The organism is Nostoc sp. CCY 9925 (assembly GCF_963920935.1).
Lineage (GTDB): Bacteria > Cyanobacteriota > Cyanobacteriia > Cyanobacteriales > Nostocaceae > Nostoc.
The window spans coordinates 1-17,650 of sequence record NZ_CAWUDO010000067.1 but is presented as its reverse complement, the minus strand read 5'-3'; the positions used below and the strand labels follow the sequence as shown (position 1 = coordinate 17,650).

At 42.3% G+C, this 17,650-nt stretch carries 13 protein-coding genes; 4 read left to right on the top strand and 9 right to left on the bottom strand.

Going from position 1 to position 17,650, the window contains the following annotated elements:
* Nucleotides 1–285: 285 nt before the first annotated feature.
* Nucleotides 286–2,964, top strand: coding sequence for an MHYT domain-containing protein (locus tag ACM0OY_RS27150; RefSeq protein WP_414571895.1), 2,679 nt, complete (start codon nucleotides 286–288; stop codon nucleotides 2,962–2,964).
* 478 nt (nucleotides 2,965–3,442) lie between these two features.
* Here the strand turns inward: ACM0OY_RS27150 and ACM0OY_RS27145 are convergent, their stop codons facing one another.
* From ACM0OY_RS27145 to ACM0OY_RS27120, 6 genes are all read right to left on the bottom strand, one after another.
* Nucleotides 3,443–5,059, bottom strand: a complete 1,617-nt coding sequence (locus ACM0OY_RS27145; protein WP_414571894.1) for an iron uptake porin — start codon at nucleotides 5,057–5,059, stop codon at nucleotides 3,443–3,445.
* A 207-nt stretch (nucleotides 5,060–5,266) separates the two neighbouring features.
* A complete protein-coding gene (locus tag ACM0OY_RS27140) occupies nucleotides 5,267–6,310 on the bottom strand; it encodes a Gfo/Idh/MocA family oxidoreductase (RefSeq protein ID WP_414571893.1) in 1,044 nt (347 codons plus the stop codon).
* A gap of 361 nt (nucleotides 6,311–6,671) precedes the next feature.
* Nucleotides 6,672–7,673, bottom strand: a complete 1,002-nt coding sequence (locus tag ACM0OY_RS27135) for an ABC transporter permease subunit (protein ID WP_414571892.1) — start codon at nucleotides 7,671–7,673, stop codon at nucleotides 6,672–6,674.
* The gene (locus tag ACM0OY_RS27130; RefSeq protein WP_414571891.1) at nucleotides 7,670–9,223 is read right to left on the bottom strand and encodes a sugar ABC transporter ATP-binding protein; all 1,554 of its coding nucleotides are present in this window, start codon (nucleotides 9,221–9,223) and stop codon (nucleotides 7,670–7,672) included. The genes ACM0OY_RS27135 and ACM0OY_RS27130 overlap by 4 nt, the downstream gene beginning before the upstream one ends.
* Nucleotides 9,224–9,344: 121 nt before the next feature.
* Nucleotides 9,345–10,370, bottom strand: a complete 1,026-nt coding sequence (locus ACM0OY_RS27125; RefSeq protein WP_414571890.1) for an ABC transporter substrate-binding protein — start codon at nucleotides 10,368–10,370, stop codon at nucleotides 9,345–9,347.
* Between the two features lie 148 nt (nucleotides 10,371–10,518).
* A complete protein-coding gene (locus ACM0OY_RS27120; protein ID WP_414571889.1) occupies nucleotides 10,519–11,508 on the bottom strand; it encodes an ABC transporter substrate-binding protein in 990 nt (329 codons plus the stop codon).
* A gap of 463 nt (nucleotides 11,509–11,971) precedes the next feature.
* Here ACM0OY_RS27120 and ACM0OY_RS27115 point away from each other — a divergent pair, with 463 nt between their 5' ends.
* Nucleotides 11,972–12,094 (top strand): hypothetical protein, encoded by a 123-nt coding sequence (locus ACM0OY_RS27115; protein ID WP_414571888.1) that lies wholly within the window; start codon nucleotides 11,972–11,974, stop codon nucleotides 12,092–12,094.
* Between the two features lie 246 nt (nucleotides 12,095–12,340).
* On the opposite strand, the gene ACM0OY_RS27110 is transcribed toward ACM0OY_RS27115, so the two are convergent.
* The 3 genes from ACM0OY_RS27110 to ACM0OY_RS27100 form a co-directional block, all read right to left on the bottom strand.
* Nucleotides 12,341–13,237, bottom strand: a complete 897-nt coding sequence (locus tag ACM0OY_RS27110; RefSeq protein WP_414571887.1) for an inositol oxygenase family protein — start codon at nucleotides 13,235–13,237, stop codon at nucleotides 12,341–12,343.
* 298 nt (nucleotides 13,238–13,535) lie between these two features.
* Nucleotides 13,536–13,892: a DUF1815 family protein gene (locus ACM0OY_RS27105; protein WP_414571886.1), complete on the bottom strand. Its 357-nt coding sequence runs from the start codon at nucleotides 13,890–13,892 to the stop codon at nucleotides 13,536–13,538.
* 146 nt (nucleotides 13,893–14,038) lie between these two features.
* Nucleotides 14,039–14,524 carry a gluconokinase gene (locus tag ACM0OY_RS27100; RefSeq protein ID WP_414571922.1) on the bottom strand — a complete coding sequence of 162 codons (486 nt, stop codon included), beginning with the start codon at nucleotides 14,522–14,524 and terminating at the stop codon, nucleotides 14,039–14,041.
* 313 nt (nucleotides 14,525–14,837) lie between these two features.
* Between ACM0OY_RS27100 and ACM0OY_RS27095 the strand changes: the two genes are divergently transcribed.
* Both ACM0OY_RS27095 and uxaC read left to right on the top strand, forming a co-directional pair.
* Nucleotides 14,838–16,067: a LacI family DNA-binding transcriptional regulator gene (locus ACM0OY_RS27095; protein WP_414571885.1), complete on the top strand. Its 1,230-nt coding sequence runs from the start codon at nucleotides 14,838–14,840 to the stop codon at nucleotides 16,065–16,067.
* Nucleotides 16,068–16,104: 37 nt separating this feature from the next.
* Complete coding sequence (gene uxaC, locus ACM0OY_RS27090; protein ID WP_414571884.1) at nucleotides 16,105–17,532, top strand: glucuronate isomerase; 1,428 nt, start codon at nucleotides 16,105–16,107, stop codon at nucleotides 17,530–17,532.
* Nucleotides 17,533–17,650: the final 118 nt, after the last annotated feature.

Sequence of the window (17,650 nt, the reverse complement as noted above, 5' to 3'; positions counted from 1 at the left end):
TTTTTGATATAAATTATTAATTCATCCTAAACAAATAGAGTATGTATTAGCTGCATACTTATTTTTTGTATCTAAGTATGAGAATATCACGAATTGCTCTTTTGATTAAGATACTGAAACAGATATAGAGAGTAGTCGAGCTATGGGGAATTTGTAATTCTTATTGGGCATGTTGACTGTTGACTGAGGAGTTATTCTCCCCACACCTCCCACACTTCCCACACCCCCACACTCCCTTATCTCTCCACACTTCCCACACTTCCCACACCTCCCACACTCCCTCATATGAGTAGCATCTACGACCCACGCCTGATAACGCTTTCAATTGCGATCGCTGTCTTCGCCTCATATACTGCTCTTGATTTGGCCGCAAGGGTGACAGCAGCTAAAGCATCGGCGAAAGTCGCTTGGTTAATTGGCGGTGCAATGGTTATGGGAATCGGTATTTGGTCGATGCACTTTGTCGCCATGCTAGCTTTCAGTATGGCAATACCAATAACCTATGACATGTTGATTGTGCTGGTTTCTATGCTACCTGCTGTCATTGCTTCAGGAGGCGCACTTTTCCTTGCCAGCCGCCCAGTGTTAAGCATTTGGCAATTGCTGGTTGGTGGGACGTTAATGGGTATTGGTATCGCCTCCATGCACTACATCGGAATGCTGGCGATGCAGATGCAAGCAACCGCCATATATAACCCAGTGCTGTTTCTACTTTCTCTAGCGATCGCCATCGGCGCATCGATTCTAGCACTCAATATTGCGTTTCATTTACGCGCACAAACGAGTACAGCTGGCTGGTGGGCAAAGATTGGCAGTGCGCTTCTCATGGGAGGAGCGATCGCTGGAATGCATTATACAGGGATGGCGGCTGTTAAATTCATGCCGACTAACCCAACAGCAATATCTGGGCTAGCAAAAACCAACGATTCCCTAACTTTGCTGGGTATTTCTATTGGTACTGCCACATTCGTGATTCTCGGTTTTGCGCTGCTGACTTCGTTTATAGATCGGCGTTTGTCTGCCCAAACAAAGCTTTTAGCACAGCAAGATGCCCAAGGCAAACTTTCACAGTTATTTACAGAAATTACCCTAAAAATTCGGCGATCGCTGAAATTGGATGATGTCATTAACACAACTGTTTATGAAGTTCGTCAAGCATTGAGAACAGACCGTGTGATTATGTATCGTTTCAATAGTGACTGGAGTGGCACTATCATTGCCGAGTCCGTTACCCAAGGTTGGACGAAAACTTTAGGAAAAACGGTCAATGACCCATTTCGAGAAAATTATATTGAAATGTACAAAAATGGTCGAGTCCGAGCTACCAATGATATTTATGCAGCTGGTTTTACACAATGTCACCGGGAAATTCTCGAAGGTTTTGAAATCAAAGCGAATTTGATTGCACCGATTATCCATAACAATCAACTTGTCGGTTTATTGTGTGCCCACGAGTGTTCTACAACTCGCTATTGGCAACAATATGAAATTAATTTATTTAAACAATTAGCAATTCAAGTTGGCATCGCTTTAGAACAAGCGAGTCTAGTAGCTGAACTTGAGCAAGCACAGAAAGTTTTGCGGCTTCGCGACCGGGCGATCGCTTCAGCGAGTAACGCCATATTCATTACCGATCCACGCCAGCCAGGAAATCCAATTATATTTTGCAATGCTGCCTTGGAAAAAATTACAGGCTATTCATCTGATGAATTACTGGGATGTAGCTACCAATTTCTCCAAGGGTCTGACACAGATCCAGACACAATTACAGAATTAGACCAGGCAATAGAGGCTGCCAGAGAATGCCAAGTTGTGCTGAAAAGTTATCGCAAAGATGGAAGTCACTTCTGGTGTGAATTAACGGTTTCTCCTGTCCCAGATGTATTTGGACAAACAATCAACTTTGTTGGCGTGCTAGCTGAAATCACTTCGCGCAAGGAAACAGAAGAAGAATTAAGGCGTAGTCAACAAGTTCTTCAACAGCAACTGCTACAACTTATCTCTGATGTTAATAAGGTATCCCAAGGAGATTTAACTGTTAGCTCTCAAGTTCCAACAGGCGAAGTTGGCATCTTAGCTGATGTTATTAATAGCATCATTTACACTTTGTGGCAAATTGTTACTCAAGTCCAACAAAATGCTTACCAAATCAATGTTTTCCTTGGCGAAAACTCTGATTTTGTCCAGCAAATAGGAAATGAAACACTCAAACAAGTTGAACAAATTACCTATGGTCTTCAAGAAGTAGATAATCTGAATTTCTGGATTCAAAAAGTGGTAGATACCACTCAAGAACTACAGAAAGTAGTTATCACTACTACTAACACAGCAGAAACAGCCAAAGGAACAATGGATTTTACTGCACAAAGCATCTTAAATTTGCAACAGACAACTGCACAAATAACTAACAAAATCAATAGTCTAGGTGAATCTTCTCAAAAAATTTCCCATGTAGCATCAACCATTGGGCAAATCGCCACCCAAACTAACTTGTTAGCCAGCGACGCCAGCATTGAAGCCACATGGATGGGCGATCGAGGTCGAGGCTTTGCGAAAGTAGTAGAACAAATTGGTCAATTAGCTGTGCAGTCTGCCGAAGCCACCCAAGAAATTCAAGGCGTTTTAACTGATATGGCATTGGAAACTGGCGCCTTAGTTAAAGCCATAGAATCGGGAACGACTGAGATAGTAGAAAGAGCAAATCTTGTACAAAACGCCAAATTTAGTCTGGAAGATATTTTAGAAGTATCTGGGCAGATGAATCATTTAGTACAATCAATTTTTACGGCAACAGCATCTCAAACAGAAACTTCCCAGGCGATCAAAGATGCGATCGAACACATTACCGAAACCTTAAAATACACCTCAGATTCGTCTAGTACTATATCTAACTCTCTACAACAAACAAGAGAAGTGGCAGAGCAATTACAAGCGTATCTGGGTGGATTTCAAACTGGGCAGTAGAAAGAATTGCCCTATGAATCCAGATGTAGAGACGTTGCAATGCAGCGTCTCTACAAGGATTTTGATATCATGCACAATCGTTTTCATAGATGAAATCAGCAACGCCGAAAAAAGGTTATGTTTCAGGTTACTTAACCTTTTTAATTTCATCAAAATTTTGATGGAAATGCAAGGACAGTTAAGACAGTTAAGACAGTTAACAAAAATTAATTTTTAATCATGTATAGGACTAGTATTTGATTTCTGAAAAAATCTAAGTATGTGTAGGGTGTGTTACGGCTTCCGTAACGCACCACCCGAAGGTTTTGGTGCGTTAGCCTACGGCATAACACACCCTACGTATATTTCAAAAATCAAATATGATTCCTATATAAGCTAGTTAATAAAAATAAGTGTGGGGAGTATCGAGAGAATTGGAAGAATTTGACACTCCTCGAAAAAAAAGCTTCTCACACCTCCCACACTCCCTTTTTTAAATTTAAAAATCGAAGGTTGTGCGAATTACTCCCACATACTGAGTATTATTTTCGCTATTGTTTTCGGGGTTGAGAATCACCCAAAAACCAGGAGTCACGGAGATGTGGTCGTTCATTCGTAAGCGATAAAATGCTTCGATGTGGTAAGCGTTGTCCGATTCTTCACGGACATCACTGTTAGAGATCCGCGGTGGCAAACCAAAGAGAATTCCTGGCAGGTTTCCCTTACCTCCCACATCTGGAAACGACAAGCCGATCGCCCCAAACCAGGCATTGGCATTATCGCCATTGTTCACAAACAGAGAATCTGTTCCAGCCCTACCATTGGAAACATCACTCAAACCAGAACTCTCAGCAGTTGCCCAAATATATCCACCCCAACCGTGAATCTGGAAATTCGGCGAAAAGCGATAGTATCCTTGAGCGCCGACAATGCTGTTGGAAGTGGCAATGTTGTTGCCAAAGGGAGCGCTTGATAGGGCACTACCTCTTTTGCCTGTGACATCAACAGTGCCAGCAGGATTATAGCCATGAGAATAGGCGACACCAATAGCCCCTTGTTTGCCGTAATACACTAGATGAGCAAGAGCATTGTAACCGCCATCAAATAACCCATTGTTCTGTGTTGGGTTATTGGGACTATTTGCTAAGTAGCCCACAGTCAGAACCAAGTCCTTTCTGATACTCCAGTTGACGGCTGCACCACCGCCACCCCGCTCGAAGAGAAAACTGTTCTTGCCAAATAGTGAGGGAATTCCGTTGCCATCATCGCCAATAGTAGCAGGGGTTACGTTGTCTGTGATGTCGTTGTAACCAATGCCTACAGGGCCGACAACGAAGGAAAGGGAATCACTCACCGGGAAGTAGTAACGAATGTGGGGAATGATCAGTGAATTGTTGCTGTCGTTGTCGAAGTTTAGGCGTGTCATCCCTGTACCACTGGCCGCCGCAATTTGGCTTGAGCCATTAGAATTAGCAAAGTTGCCAAATTCCAGCCGGACTCGCAACAAATCTTTACCTGTGAAACTACTTTCCAAGTTCAGACGACCGCGAGTAGCAAAGATGGCGTTGGATTCATCGCGATCGCCTCCTACCCGATCGCCAAAAGTGTCGGTAATAGCAGTAATAATTTGAGCGTTCAACCTGGTAGTAGTAGAAAACTGCTGCGCCTCTAGTGTGGCTGTACGTGCCTCTAAAGTATCCACCCGCCCGCGCAGAGTAGCCAGTTCTGCCGCAAAGTCTTCCTGTAATTTTTGCAGCACTGCCAAGTTTTCCTTACTGACTAAATCGCCAGTAGCTGTAGCAATTAACTCATTAACTCGATCCAAACAAGCATTCAAACCTGCGGCAAATTCGTAACGAGTTAAAGCACGGTTACCACGATAGGTGGAATTGGGATAACCTGCAATGCAACCGTAGCGTTCCACCAGCGATTGTAGTGCTTGAAATGCCCAATCAGTCGGCTGGACATCGGAAAACTGAGAGACTGAGGTGACTTGTCCCTGCAAGGTGCTAAAGCTAGCATCTGTGGTATTTGAATTATCCTCCAAAGGTATCGCCCAAACTGCTGGGCATGACAATAAGAGCAGTGGAAAACTGTACAAAAAATTTTTCAGCATTGGATGTAGTATTGTTTGAAATCAGATATGAGTAAAAATCTGTGGTCAGGAGCAAAGCCGCCGACACTCCACCTCCGATCAAAATTCACGAGTCAGGAGCAAAGCCGCAGACGTTTCCGTTGCTCCGGTCAGGATTCTAGATTTTGAATCCTGATGACGAAACCATCAATTAACGTCCAGATAAATTTCTGAATTCTGAATTCTTCTTCAAACTGCGATTACTTTTTGCTCGTTGTTGCTTTTAATAGCCGCTTCTATAATCTGCATCACATTAATTCCGTCTTCGGCAGTTACGGGAATTGGCTGGCCATGGACAATTGATTTGTAAACCTCATCGTAGTAGCCTAAATAACTACCCTGTGAACTTTTGACTTTTTCTCGGATTACTTTTCCGTCTTTTTCTGTGTGCAACAAGCCATATTCACTTTCAGGCTCTGTGTACCAGTCATAAGTGTTAGGCTTCATACCAGCCCGTAACTTGTCTTCTTGTGCATCAGCTCTGCTTTTGAGAAAAGAACCTTTTGTACCATGTATGATGTACGACGGCACAGGTTCCCGCACCAGGAAACTAGCTTTCAACTTTACACGCAGCTTCTCGTAGTAAAGTATCAACTCAAAATAATCATCTATCTGTGATCCTGCCCTGGTGATTCGCATGTCTGCGAAAACAGCATTAGGCATTCCAAATAAATGCAAAGCTTGGTCTATTAAGTGCGGCCCTAAATCTTTAATGATTCCCGCTCCCGGTCCGGGAAGTTCTACATGTTGTTTATGGCTAAGTGTTGGTTTGTATCGAGCAAAATGAAATTCAGCTTCAATAATATCTCCCAATAAGCCTAACTGGATAATTGTTTTTACTGTTTGAAAATCACTATCCCACCTCCGATTTTGATACACAGATAATTTTTTTTGCTTTTCTTGTGCTAATTTTTTGAGTTCTTTTGCTTCTGTTACTGTTGTAGTAAATGCTTTCTCTACTACTACGTGTTTACCTGCAATTAAAGCCTCTTTGCTATACTCATAATGAGTATAAGTAGGCGTATTTACTACTATTAATTCAACTTGCTCATCTCCGATCAAAGCTTCTAAGGAAGAATAGCTTTTGACATCAGGATAATCTTCCTGTATTAGCTTTTTGCTTCTTTCCCAGGAACCTATTAATTCAAATCCGGGATGCAGATTTATAAATGGTGCATGAAATACCTTCCCTGACAATCCATAAGAGCAAAGAGCGGTCTTGATAATTTCCATCTTATTACTGATTTACTGAAGCGAAATTTTATATTTGGTTGTTGTATGATTATTGTTCTGGAGAATGTAGATTCGCAGACTAAAATGCAGATTGATGAAAAAAAAGTAGGAAAATGTTGTGTTGCTAATTTATGGAATTTTAAAAAGTAAATAAAAAGGCAAGCTCAAGAATAAATAAAAATAGTTATGAAGTGCCTAAATTTATTTATTGGATTTTACTTTTTACGTAAGAATTCAGAATCTGGAATTAATAAGGTTTAGATACCCAAGCTTGATAATTTTACCAAAATCAAGCAGATATATAAACATTGATTTTTCAACTCTTCTGACTCGTGAATTCTTACTTTTAACTTTTATCTTTCTATCGTCTAGAACGTCTGCGGAGTCGATCAATCATCACGGCAACGATAATTACTAGCCCTTTAACAACTAGTTGCCAGAAGAAAGACATGTTCAACAGAGTTAAACCATTGTTGAGGACAGCAATGATTAATGCACCAAGAAGAGTACCGCCAATTGTGCCAATCCCGCCTGTAAAACTAGTTCCACCTAAAATTACAGCTGCGATCGCATCTAATTCATAACCTTGACCCAATAAGCCACTAGCACTATAAAGACGGCTGGCACTCATGATACCTGCCAAGCCTGATAGCAATCCACTCACGCCATAAACAAACAGCAACACCCGATTAACTTTAATCCCAGTTAATCTTGCTGCCCGTTCGTTACCACCCACAGCGTAGATTTGCACTCCTAAAACGGTCTGTCGCAGTACAAACCAACTAGCTCCTACAGTCAGTAACGCAATTATGACTAACCAAGGAAGAGGACCGATATAGCTATTACCGATCCAAGCAAAGTTGATATCACGGTTAATAATTGTTGTTCCCTTGGCAATCAAATAGGCAACACCCCGCAAAGCAGTCAGTGAACCCAATGTGACAATAAAAGGTGGCACGTCCAAAAAGGTGATCAAAGCGCCGTTGAGTAAGCCCAAAAGCAATCCTGCCAATAAACCAGCAGGCAAAGCCGCCCAACCTATAGCCGGAAGTAGGGATACAAGTAAGGCAACTACGGCAGAAACAGCCAACATTGACCCCACAGACAAATCAATGCCTCCGGTGAGAATCACGAAGGTCATGCCTGTGGCTAGGACAATGTTAATAGATGCTTGCCGTAAGATATTGACGAGGTTACCGCCTGTGAGGAAGTTGGGAGAAAGAAAGGTAAATAAGATACAGATAAGTACGAGTATTGGTAAAATACCTGCAACTTCCAGGAAGGTGGCAATGGATCTCGGTTGGCGGGCATTTGGATTGTTGCCGACTTTATTTCTATTAGTAGGTCTTACTGTTTGACTCATGATTCTGCTACTCCCGATGCTCCTGTTGCATAATGCATAATCTTTTCTTGGGTAATTTCTTTACCGGGACTGTCGTCGAGTTCGCCCACTAGCTGTCCTTCTCGCATTACCAAAACGCGATCGCTCATGCCAACGATTTCTGGTAATTCGCTGGAAACCATTAAAATAGCAACGCCTTGGGCTGCTAACTCGCTGATAATTCGGTAAATCTCGCTCTTGGCGCCGATATCTACGCCCCGTGTCGGCTCATCGAGCATGATGACTCTTGGTTTGATGGCCAGCCAACGCGCTAATAGTAGCTTCTGCTGATTGCCACCAGAAAGATCCACGGCTCTGATTTCCAAATTAGCCAGTCGGATATTGAAATCTTCCACCGCTGAGGTCGCCAACCGATTGACTGAACCCCAGTTGACAACCCCAGCCTTGGCATCCTGTTTGAGTGTGTTCAGGGCAATATTCTTGCGGGAACTCATTTCCAGAAATAAACCCTGGTCTTTGCGGTCTTCGGGGACGTAGCCGATACCGGCAGCAATGGCGTCACTGGGACTATTAATATTCAGTTTCACGCCATTCAGGAAGACTTCACCACTGGCCTTGCGATCGGCACCAAAAATCAGTCGGGATACTTCTGTGCGCCCTGCACCTACCAATCCTGCTAAACCAAGGATCTCACCAGCGCGAATTTGAAAACTAGCCGGTTCAATCTTGCGTCCGTCGCTAATATTTCGGACTTCCAACACCACTGGGCCGGGATTGGTTTGGCGTTGATGTTCGTAAAAGTCTTGCATCGAACGACCAACCATCATCTGCACTAACCGCTGGGCAGAAATTTCATCCCGTGTGAGACTACCGATGTATTGACCATCGCGCAGCACGCTAATTCGGTCAGCCAATGCATATATTTCTTCCATGCGATGACTAATGTAGATAATGGCAATGCCATCGTCTCGCAGTCTGCGAATGACTTGAAATAAACGCTCAGTCTCGCGGTCAGATAAGGCTGCTGTCGGCTCATCCATCACCAAAACCCGACTTTTGTCTTTCAGCGCCCTGGCAATTTCTACCTGCTGCTGTTCGGCGATGGATAAGGTGCCAACTATGGTATTGGCTGTAAAATTTGCTCCCAGGCTTTGGAGTACTAGCCGTGCTTCCTCTTCCATAGCTTTGCGGTCTAAGAACTGACCCCGCTGCAACTCGCTACCCATAAAAATATTTTCGGTAACGGTTAAGTTGGGTGCGACATTCAGTTCTTGATAAATCAGGTTAATCCCCGCTTTGCGTGCTGAAGCTGGATCGGTAATTTTCACGGGGCTACCATTGATGCGAATCTCGCCTTCATCGGCAATATAAGCCCCGGCGAGAATTTTCATCAATGTGCTTTTGCCTGCTCCGTTTTCGCCCATGAGGGCATGAACTTCTCCGGGATAAATTGTGAGATTCACATTTTGCAGAGCAGGTACACCATGAAATCGTTTGGCAATCCCTTGCATTTCTAATACAGGGGCGGCGGTTGGTGCTTCAGGAAAGGAGGTTTCAATACTTCTGGTCATGAGTAACTCCTGTAAAAATAATGGGCAATGGGCATTGGGCAATGGGCAATGGGAGTGGTGAGTAGAGACGCGATTAATCGCGTCTGTACAAGAGTTAGGAGTTATTTTCCCCATTCCCCATTTACCAACCTTTTTCTGTGCTGACGTTATCTTTGGTGATCAGTTTGACTGGAATCAAAATTGTGGGTGACTGGGGTTTTTTACCGTTCAAAATGTCGTTGCCAACTTCGACTGCTTTTGCTGCCATGCCTCGCGGATTTTGAGTCGCTGTTGCTGCATATATACTATCTTTGGCAGCGATCGCTTTAATGGCTTCTGGCGCACCATCGACGCCAACAATAAAGAAGTCTTTACGTTGTGCTTGGTTGGCTGCTAGTTCTGCTCCCACTCCACTGGGATCGTTGATCGCAAACACAGCATCAATTTTGGGAAAGGTTGTCAGCAAATCAGTCATGACTCTCAGTCCACCATCCCGACTGCCTTCTCCATTCTGGTCTTTGGAGAGGAGTTTGAGATCGGGATATTTGGCCAATACTTTCTCGCAACCACTGACTCGCTGAATCACGGAGTCTACCTGAGGCCCATTGAGAATTACTACATTACCTTTGCCTTTGAGGCGGTCAGCAATATATTGACAACCAACTTCTCCAGCTTGCACATTATTAGTCGTAACCGTGGCATCTACACCGCCTTCAGCACCCGTATCTACTGCAATCACAATTCTGCCCGCTTCTTTAGCTTTTTCCACTGCTGGCTTAATACCACTTTTATCAGCAGCATTCAGGATAATAATGTCAGTATTCGACGCAGTGAAGTTTTCGATTTGGTTGGCTTGTTGGTTGAGGTCATAGGCACTGGAAACTACGGTTGTCCTGACATCATTACCGCCGATTTTTTTGGCTGTGGCTTCAATTTCTTGCCCCATCAAGACGAAGAAGGGGTTACTTAAATCTCCAGCGGTGAAAGCTACCGATCGCAATTTCCCATCCTTACTTTGGGCGCTAGTATTAGTAGCAGTGTTCCCAGCAGCGTTGGGATCGGGATTAGTAGCAGTATTGCCATTTTCAGAACCATTTGAGCAACCAATTACGGTACCACCAACCAGACTTATTAAACTCGCTGCGATCGCAATTTTTTTTAAATTCATATCTCTCCTCTTAAAAAAAATCTGAATGGGGCATTGGGCATGGGGCAATGGGAGTGGTGAGTAGAGACGCGATTAATCGCGTCTCTACAAGAGTTAGGAGTTATTCTCCCCCTGCTCCCCCTGCTTCCCCATCTCCCCCCTGCCCCCACTACCACCCTTTGTAGCTACCAAGGTTATCGCGGGTGACCAACTTGACTGGAACAAGAATCTCAGAATTACTGAGTTTTTTGCCTTGGATGACATCGTTGCCAACCTCGACGGCTTTTTGTGCCATCCTTGCGGGATCTTGAGCGGCAGTTGCAACAAATACACCGTCTTTGTCTTCCATTGCTTTGATTGCATCTGGCGAACCATCAACCCCAACAATAAAAAATTCTTTACGTCTTGCTTGTCTGGCTGCTAAATCTGCGCCGACGCCGCTTTGGTCGTTGGTGGCAAAAACAGCATCGATTTTGCCAAAGGTTGTCAGCACGTCAGTCATGACTCTTAGTCCGCCATCCCTTGTCCCTTCTGCGTTCTGGTCTGAGATGATTTTGATATCTGGATATTTGGCTAAGGAACTCTTACAGCCACTGACTCGCTGATTAATTGAGTCCATCGGTGTACCGTTGAGAATAACTACATTACCTTTGCCGTTGAGGCGATCGCTAATATACTTGCAAGCAATCTCTCCAGCTTGGATATTATTAGAGCTAATCATCGCATCCACGTCTGCATCAACGGCTGAATCTACTGCAATCACTATCCTACCTGCGCTCCTCGCTTGATCGATCGCTGGTTTAACTCCTTTTTTGTCAACCGCACTCAGGATAATTAGATCGGTATTCGCCGCTGTGAAATTTTCGATTTGGTTGGCTTGTTGGTTCAGATCGAAGCCACTGGAAACTGTATTAACTCTGATATCCCCAATTTTTTTTGCTTGTTGTTCAGCTCCCTTCTGCACTGCTAGATAAAAGGGATTACCTAAATCGCCCAAGGTAATGCCAATTGTTTGCAATCCTTTATTCTCTAAACTCGTGTTAATAGCAGTATTAGTAGTATTATCGGTAGCGGTGCTATTGTTTGGAGTGCTATTACAACCCACAACCGCAGTCCCAACAAGACTTAATATGCTAGCTAATAAACAAACTTTTTTCATATTCATCTATAATCCAACAATGCTTTTGAACTTGAGGGAAATTAGCAGAATATAAATCCGCAAGATCATAAAATCATTGACACCTTCAGCATTTAGTGTCACTTCTCGCTTTGGCAAGTTAAACTCAAACCTCTATTGGCAGTCTGATGTTATTTGAGTTCTTGCTATTAGTCACACTAAATTAAGTTTTTGCTTATTAAAGCAAAATACTGAACGTTACAATAATTCACAAATCCAGTTTTTTGTTTTTTGGGAAAATTTTATTTGAAACTGGTTAGTCTGAAAAAATTTGTTTACTAAAATTCAAAGAATTTTAGGCGATCAAACTTCAAACTTCTTTTGTTATTTGGCTTTTCATTTTATCGTGGATTTTTCCCAAAAATTAATTTACTTTATCGAAGTTTACAAAATTAAGAAGTGTTTTTCATTTCAATGTAATATGATGTCAGATGAGTAAATTTTGATGATTTCTGATGCCAAGATGAATGCGATCGCCAAAATTCGGCGATGGCTTTGTCAAAGTCAACCGCGAAGGAAACTTGAGAAGGCACAGAAAGATTTTGATATCAAAGAATGGACGCAATGATTAGCTTTGCGCTTATTTCAGTTGACTAGATAATCCCAAAAAATCGAGCAATTGGCTGTAAACTAAAGATATTTCTACAGTTTTGATAGTATTACAGACACAAATTATGCCATTCTGACTTGAAAAATATTCCCTTAGATTGAAGCTTGGAGAAAAATTTTTGCTGACAATGACGAATAAAAAATCATCGCAATCTTGAGAAACTCAATCAGGAACCAAAATCTCTGGTTTTGTGGCGTCAGAAATTTAAAATTTTAAGGTTGGTGGTAAATATTTAGCCACTAAGTCTTCGTAGTATGGTTTAAGTTTTTGCCAATCAGGAGGATTGGGATTTTTGGAATACAAATCGTAGGGATTGAATAACTTCACCCATTTAAACATTTCTTCATCGTGTTTATCCATCAAATGCTCGTAGGCGTTCTCACGATGTTGAGGATAAAATGAGTGATAGCGAAGGATGTACAATGCAGCTTCGGGCAAGTAAGGTTTCATCATACTATAGAAATACTCATCATGTCCCCATGACATGTGTACATTACTCAATCCACAATTGGGTTTGTAGATACCATATTTAGTGTTATATTTCGGGTTATGGCGATCGCGATTATCTTTGAAAAACTCAGAGAAAACAATTTTCTCTGAAAATGCACAACCTACAGGATAGGTATCGCCGACAGTTGCCCATTGGGGTTCGCCAAATAAACACAGCACTTTCCCCATATCATGAAAGAAACCTGTTAGCACCATCCAATCAGGATGACCATCAGCGCGAATAGCTTCTGATGTTTGCAACAAATGTTGTAATTGGTCTAAGTCTGTATCAGGATCTGAATCATCAACTAATTGATTCAGAAATTCTACCGCATCCCAAACAGTCATTTCTTTTTTGTCAAACTTTAAAAACTCTGATTTTTTTTGTAGTACAAAATCATATGTTTGATTAATATGATTTAAGCGGTAAAATTCTTGGACTGTATCTCTAGTAGTTGTTTCGTAATTTCTATAGGCTTCAACAGTTTTACCTTCTTTAACTATGCTGTTTGGATCGGGATAGCGATGGAGTAAGTCTTCTTCCCATTCTTCTAGTGAATGCAAAGGATTGTTTTGAGCTTCTTGGATTGAATGATTTAGAGTTTGAGACATATTTTCCTACTTTTACTGGATCTAAGTTGTCATGTTAGATAAAACTTTTGGAATTCATCCATGCACAGGTGTGCATAAACTCTATATATTTAGTTTTGCACACGTGTGCAAAAGTGTGTGTTAAGTTTTTTTGCATAACCTGTCTATCAATTACTCACGCTGCCCGTGCGTTGTCGGTAGCAATGACCTTATACCAAAGCGATCGCCTAAAATTTTCGCAATAAGTAAGAGTTAATGACATTATTTATAACTCTATTGACAATATACTTTGCTTATTGACATGATGTGGCCGCCCTGCTTACTTGGCTAGATGAATTTTCTGCTGTCGATAGTTAACAATGTCAATTTGTTGCTCTGGATACTTGACAATATCCGACAACTCCCGCAATTGATTGATTGCTTCTGCACCCTCTAACTTCATTAATTCGCGGTCATCCAAGATTTCCATCCAAGTAATACCGTAATCAGACACTAAAAATCGAATCAGGTGCTTGTCTGTTAAGCTAACCATAAATGAAGCACTCTTGATTTGGTTGCCACACGTATAACAAGATGTAGTATAACCACATTTCTCAAGTGCAATTGATAAAGCTTGCAAGCTCATTACTAAGTCTTGAACGACTTCCTGATATTGTTGCGCTAATCTTAGAAACATCACTTTCCTTCTATGACTACAATAATGCGATTAGTTTATATTTGTTTTAGATGTGTTTTCGCACAGAGGTGATTAATTTTCCTTTATGGAGATATAAGCTAACATTGTGTTTCTTTTGATGCTCCCAGGTAATACGCCCACAGATGCTAAATTCCTAAAGCTGTTCTGATGTTTTGGACAATTACCTGGGGTGTCTCGATGGCATCTATATATATAGTGTCTAATGGTTCTTCTAGAGTATTAAACTGGCTGTCTAACAGTTTATCGCTCATATAGTGGTTATGACGCTCTAGCAAGCGCTTTTGAATTAATTCATAAGAACCTTTAAGGTAAACTAGCTTCATGCGTTCGCTATCCACAACCAGAAATTGCCGATAGCTTTCTTTAAGAGCGGAACACGCTAGCACCGCATTTTTATTTTCTTGCAGCCAGTTTTTAATAGCTGTTTGCAAATCTTGTAACCAAGGTATTCTGTCTGCTTCACTCAGAGGAATACCGCACCGCATTTTCTCAACATTCTCCGGCGAGTGAAAAGCGTCAGCGTCGCTAAATTGCCAGTCTAGAGAATCTGCTAGCAGTTTTCCTATGGTGGTTTTGCCAGCTCCAGAAACACCCATAATGATGATAATCATTGACTTGTCGCTCATAGTTTTACAAAAAAAGCTCAGTTATATCAGAGTCAGAAGTCAGAATTCAGAATAAGATCCTCTGTTTGCTTAGTACCAGATTTAGATGGTGTACTCCAATTTGCTGGAAATCTGCTCTCAAGTCACTCAACCGGAATATTTATTTTTGAAACAACAAAGTTTTAGCTAACTTTTTGTTACACTTTCTCCTTAACTCAAGTTTTGTGCTTGGTTACAGAGTAAATACATTGACAGATGACTCAACTTTGCTAATAATTAAAATTATAATGCACACGTTTGCATTAAATATGGTAAGATTATGAAGAAACGAAAAGTTTCAATTGAAGATATTGCTCGTAGAGCAGGCGTTTCTCATTCTACAGTTTCGCGTGCTTTGCGAGATAACTCTCTAATTAGCCCGAAGGTGAGAGAGGAAATTAAGAAAATAGCGCGGGAAATGAACTATGTACCGAACGCCATCGCTCAAAGCTTGCAAAATCAACGCACTAATACTGTTGGGGTAGTGGTGACTTCAATTGCAGATCCCTTTTACGCTGAGGTGGTAGAGGGAATTGAACAGGTAGCGAGAACGGCAGGTTTGAGTGTTTTCTTAACTGCTTCACACCGGGATTTCGAGCAGGAAATAGCAGCTATTGATAATTTTCATCGTCGCAGAGTGGACGGAATATTAGTCACTGATTCACGGATTAATCAAAATAATACAAATCAACTAGGAGAAATTGCTGTACCAATAGTTTTGATTAATAGTCAGACAGAAGATCAACCTGAAACATTTCACACAGTCACAGTGGATGATTTTTTAGGCGGTCGATTGGCGGTAGAGCATCTGATAAGTTTGGGACACACGGCTATTGGTTATTTGGGTGTGGGCGATCGCAGTCAGTCAAACCAGCTACGCCTAGAAGGATATCGCACAGCTTTGAGAGAAGCTGGTTTACCGCAAAATAGCGATTGGGTGGCAATTAGTGATGAAGACAATATCAGAATCAGCGATGTTGATACTGGAAAAAAGATGCTACCTCAACTATTTGCCGCTGGCGTCACAGGCATATTTTGTTACAACGACATGGTAGCAGTTGGCGCTCTCTTAGCTTGCCAGGAATTAAATATTTCAGTACCGCAAGATTTAAGTTTGGTTGGATTTGACGATATTGCTCTTTGTCGTTATGTAACGCCGTCACTGACGACAGTTTGCCAACCAATGTTGCAAATTGGTCGCTTGGCTATGCAAATGTTACTCGACTTATTAGAAGAAAAAAGTTTAGAAGAAAAAAGTGTGGAAAATCTTGTTTTATCACCTTTTCTAGTAAAGCGAGGTAGTACTGCTGCATTCGCTCAAGGAAGAGAATTCGTAACTGTTAATGGGCTAACAGCAGTCCCAATACAGGATGCCCAATGCCCCGTACCCCAAGCCCAATACTTCTCTACGAGAGGCTGCGCCAACGGCTACGCTCAGCACAAGTCAGGGCAAGTTGCTCAGGACAAGTGCCCAATGCTCAATACTAAATGCCCATTTTCAGCTGGTTAGGAATAATGACTAAATTTTTGAACTTTGGATAAAAAATATGTTGACGAAAAAGTGGAGTTTATCTGGCGATCGCTGTTTCGCTCCAGAACCAATTCAAAGACAACTAGCGCGTCAATTTTTTGACAGCATATCTACTCTACCGCTGGTCTGTCCCCACGGACACGTAGACCCAGCCTTGCTAGCTAATCCAGCAGCGCGTTTTGGTTCGCCAACGCAATTATTGATTATTCCTGACCACTATATTTTCCGGATGCTCTATAGTCGGGGCGTACCTTTGTCAGCTTTAGGCATACCTAGCCGCGATGGTTCACCAATCGAAACCGACCACCGCAAAATCTGGCAGCTTTTCGCCGACCATTTTTACTTATTCCAAGGTACTCCTTCTGGGTTGTGGCTGAAAGACGAACTCACTAACGTCTTTGGGGTGGATGAGCCTTTAAATTCTCGCAATGCCGGACATATCTATGATTATCTGGAAAAGCTGTTATTGTTACCTGAGTTCTCACCTCGTGCTTTATTTAAAAAGTTTAATATTGAAGTCCTTTGCACTACCGATGCGGCTAGTGACACTCTTGAATACCATCAATCGCTACACCAACAAGGTTTTACTCAGATCAAACCTACCTTTCGACCAGATGCAGTAGTTAACCTAGATACTCCTGGTTGGCGGGAAAATCTAGCGAAGCTCGAAAGTACTGTTGGGCGAGAAATTAGCAATTATGCTGCTTTTGTGCAAACTCTAGAAGAACGTCGAGCCTTTTTTAAAGAAATGGGCGCCACAGCTACTGACCATAGTGCAGCTACACCTTATACCAATCATCTTACCGACCAAGAAGCAGAAGCTATCTTTGCTAGAGCATTAGCCAATAAGCTAAATCCCGGTGATGCAGAGCGTTTTACCGGTCATATGTTCATGGAAATGGCTAGGATGAGCGTAGAAGATGGTCTGGTGATGCAAATGCATTGCGGTATTATGCGTAACCATAATTCAGCTGTCTTTGAGCGGTTTGGGTCTGATAAAGGTGCTGATATTCCCTTGAAAATAGAGTGGACGGAAAATTTGCACCCGTTGTTGTCAGCCTACGGGAATCATAAGGACTTTCACTTAATCCTGTTTGGATTGGATGAAAGCACTTATAGCCGCGAACTAGCTCCCCTAGCCGGTCATTATCCCGCAGTCTTGCTGGGACCGCCTTGGTGGTTTCACGACAGTATGAATGGAATGGAACGGTACTTCAATCAAGTAATGGAAACAGCCGGACTTTATAACACTGCTGGCTTTAACGATGATACACGGGCTTTTGTTTCTATTCCTGCCCGCCACACAGTTTGGCGACGTGTAGGTTGTAACTGGTTAGCGGGGTTAGTAACACGCGGGTTAATTGAGGAAGAAGAAGGCTATGAAATGGCTTTTGCTTTAGCTTATGACCTCGCCAAGGTTGCTTACAAATTAGACGTTTCTTGACCTGCACCTTTGATGCATCGACCTGCACCTTTGATGCATCGACCTGCACCTTTGATGTATCAACTTGCACCTTTGTTGCATCGACCTGCACCTTTGTTGCATCGACCTGCACCTTTGT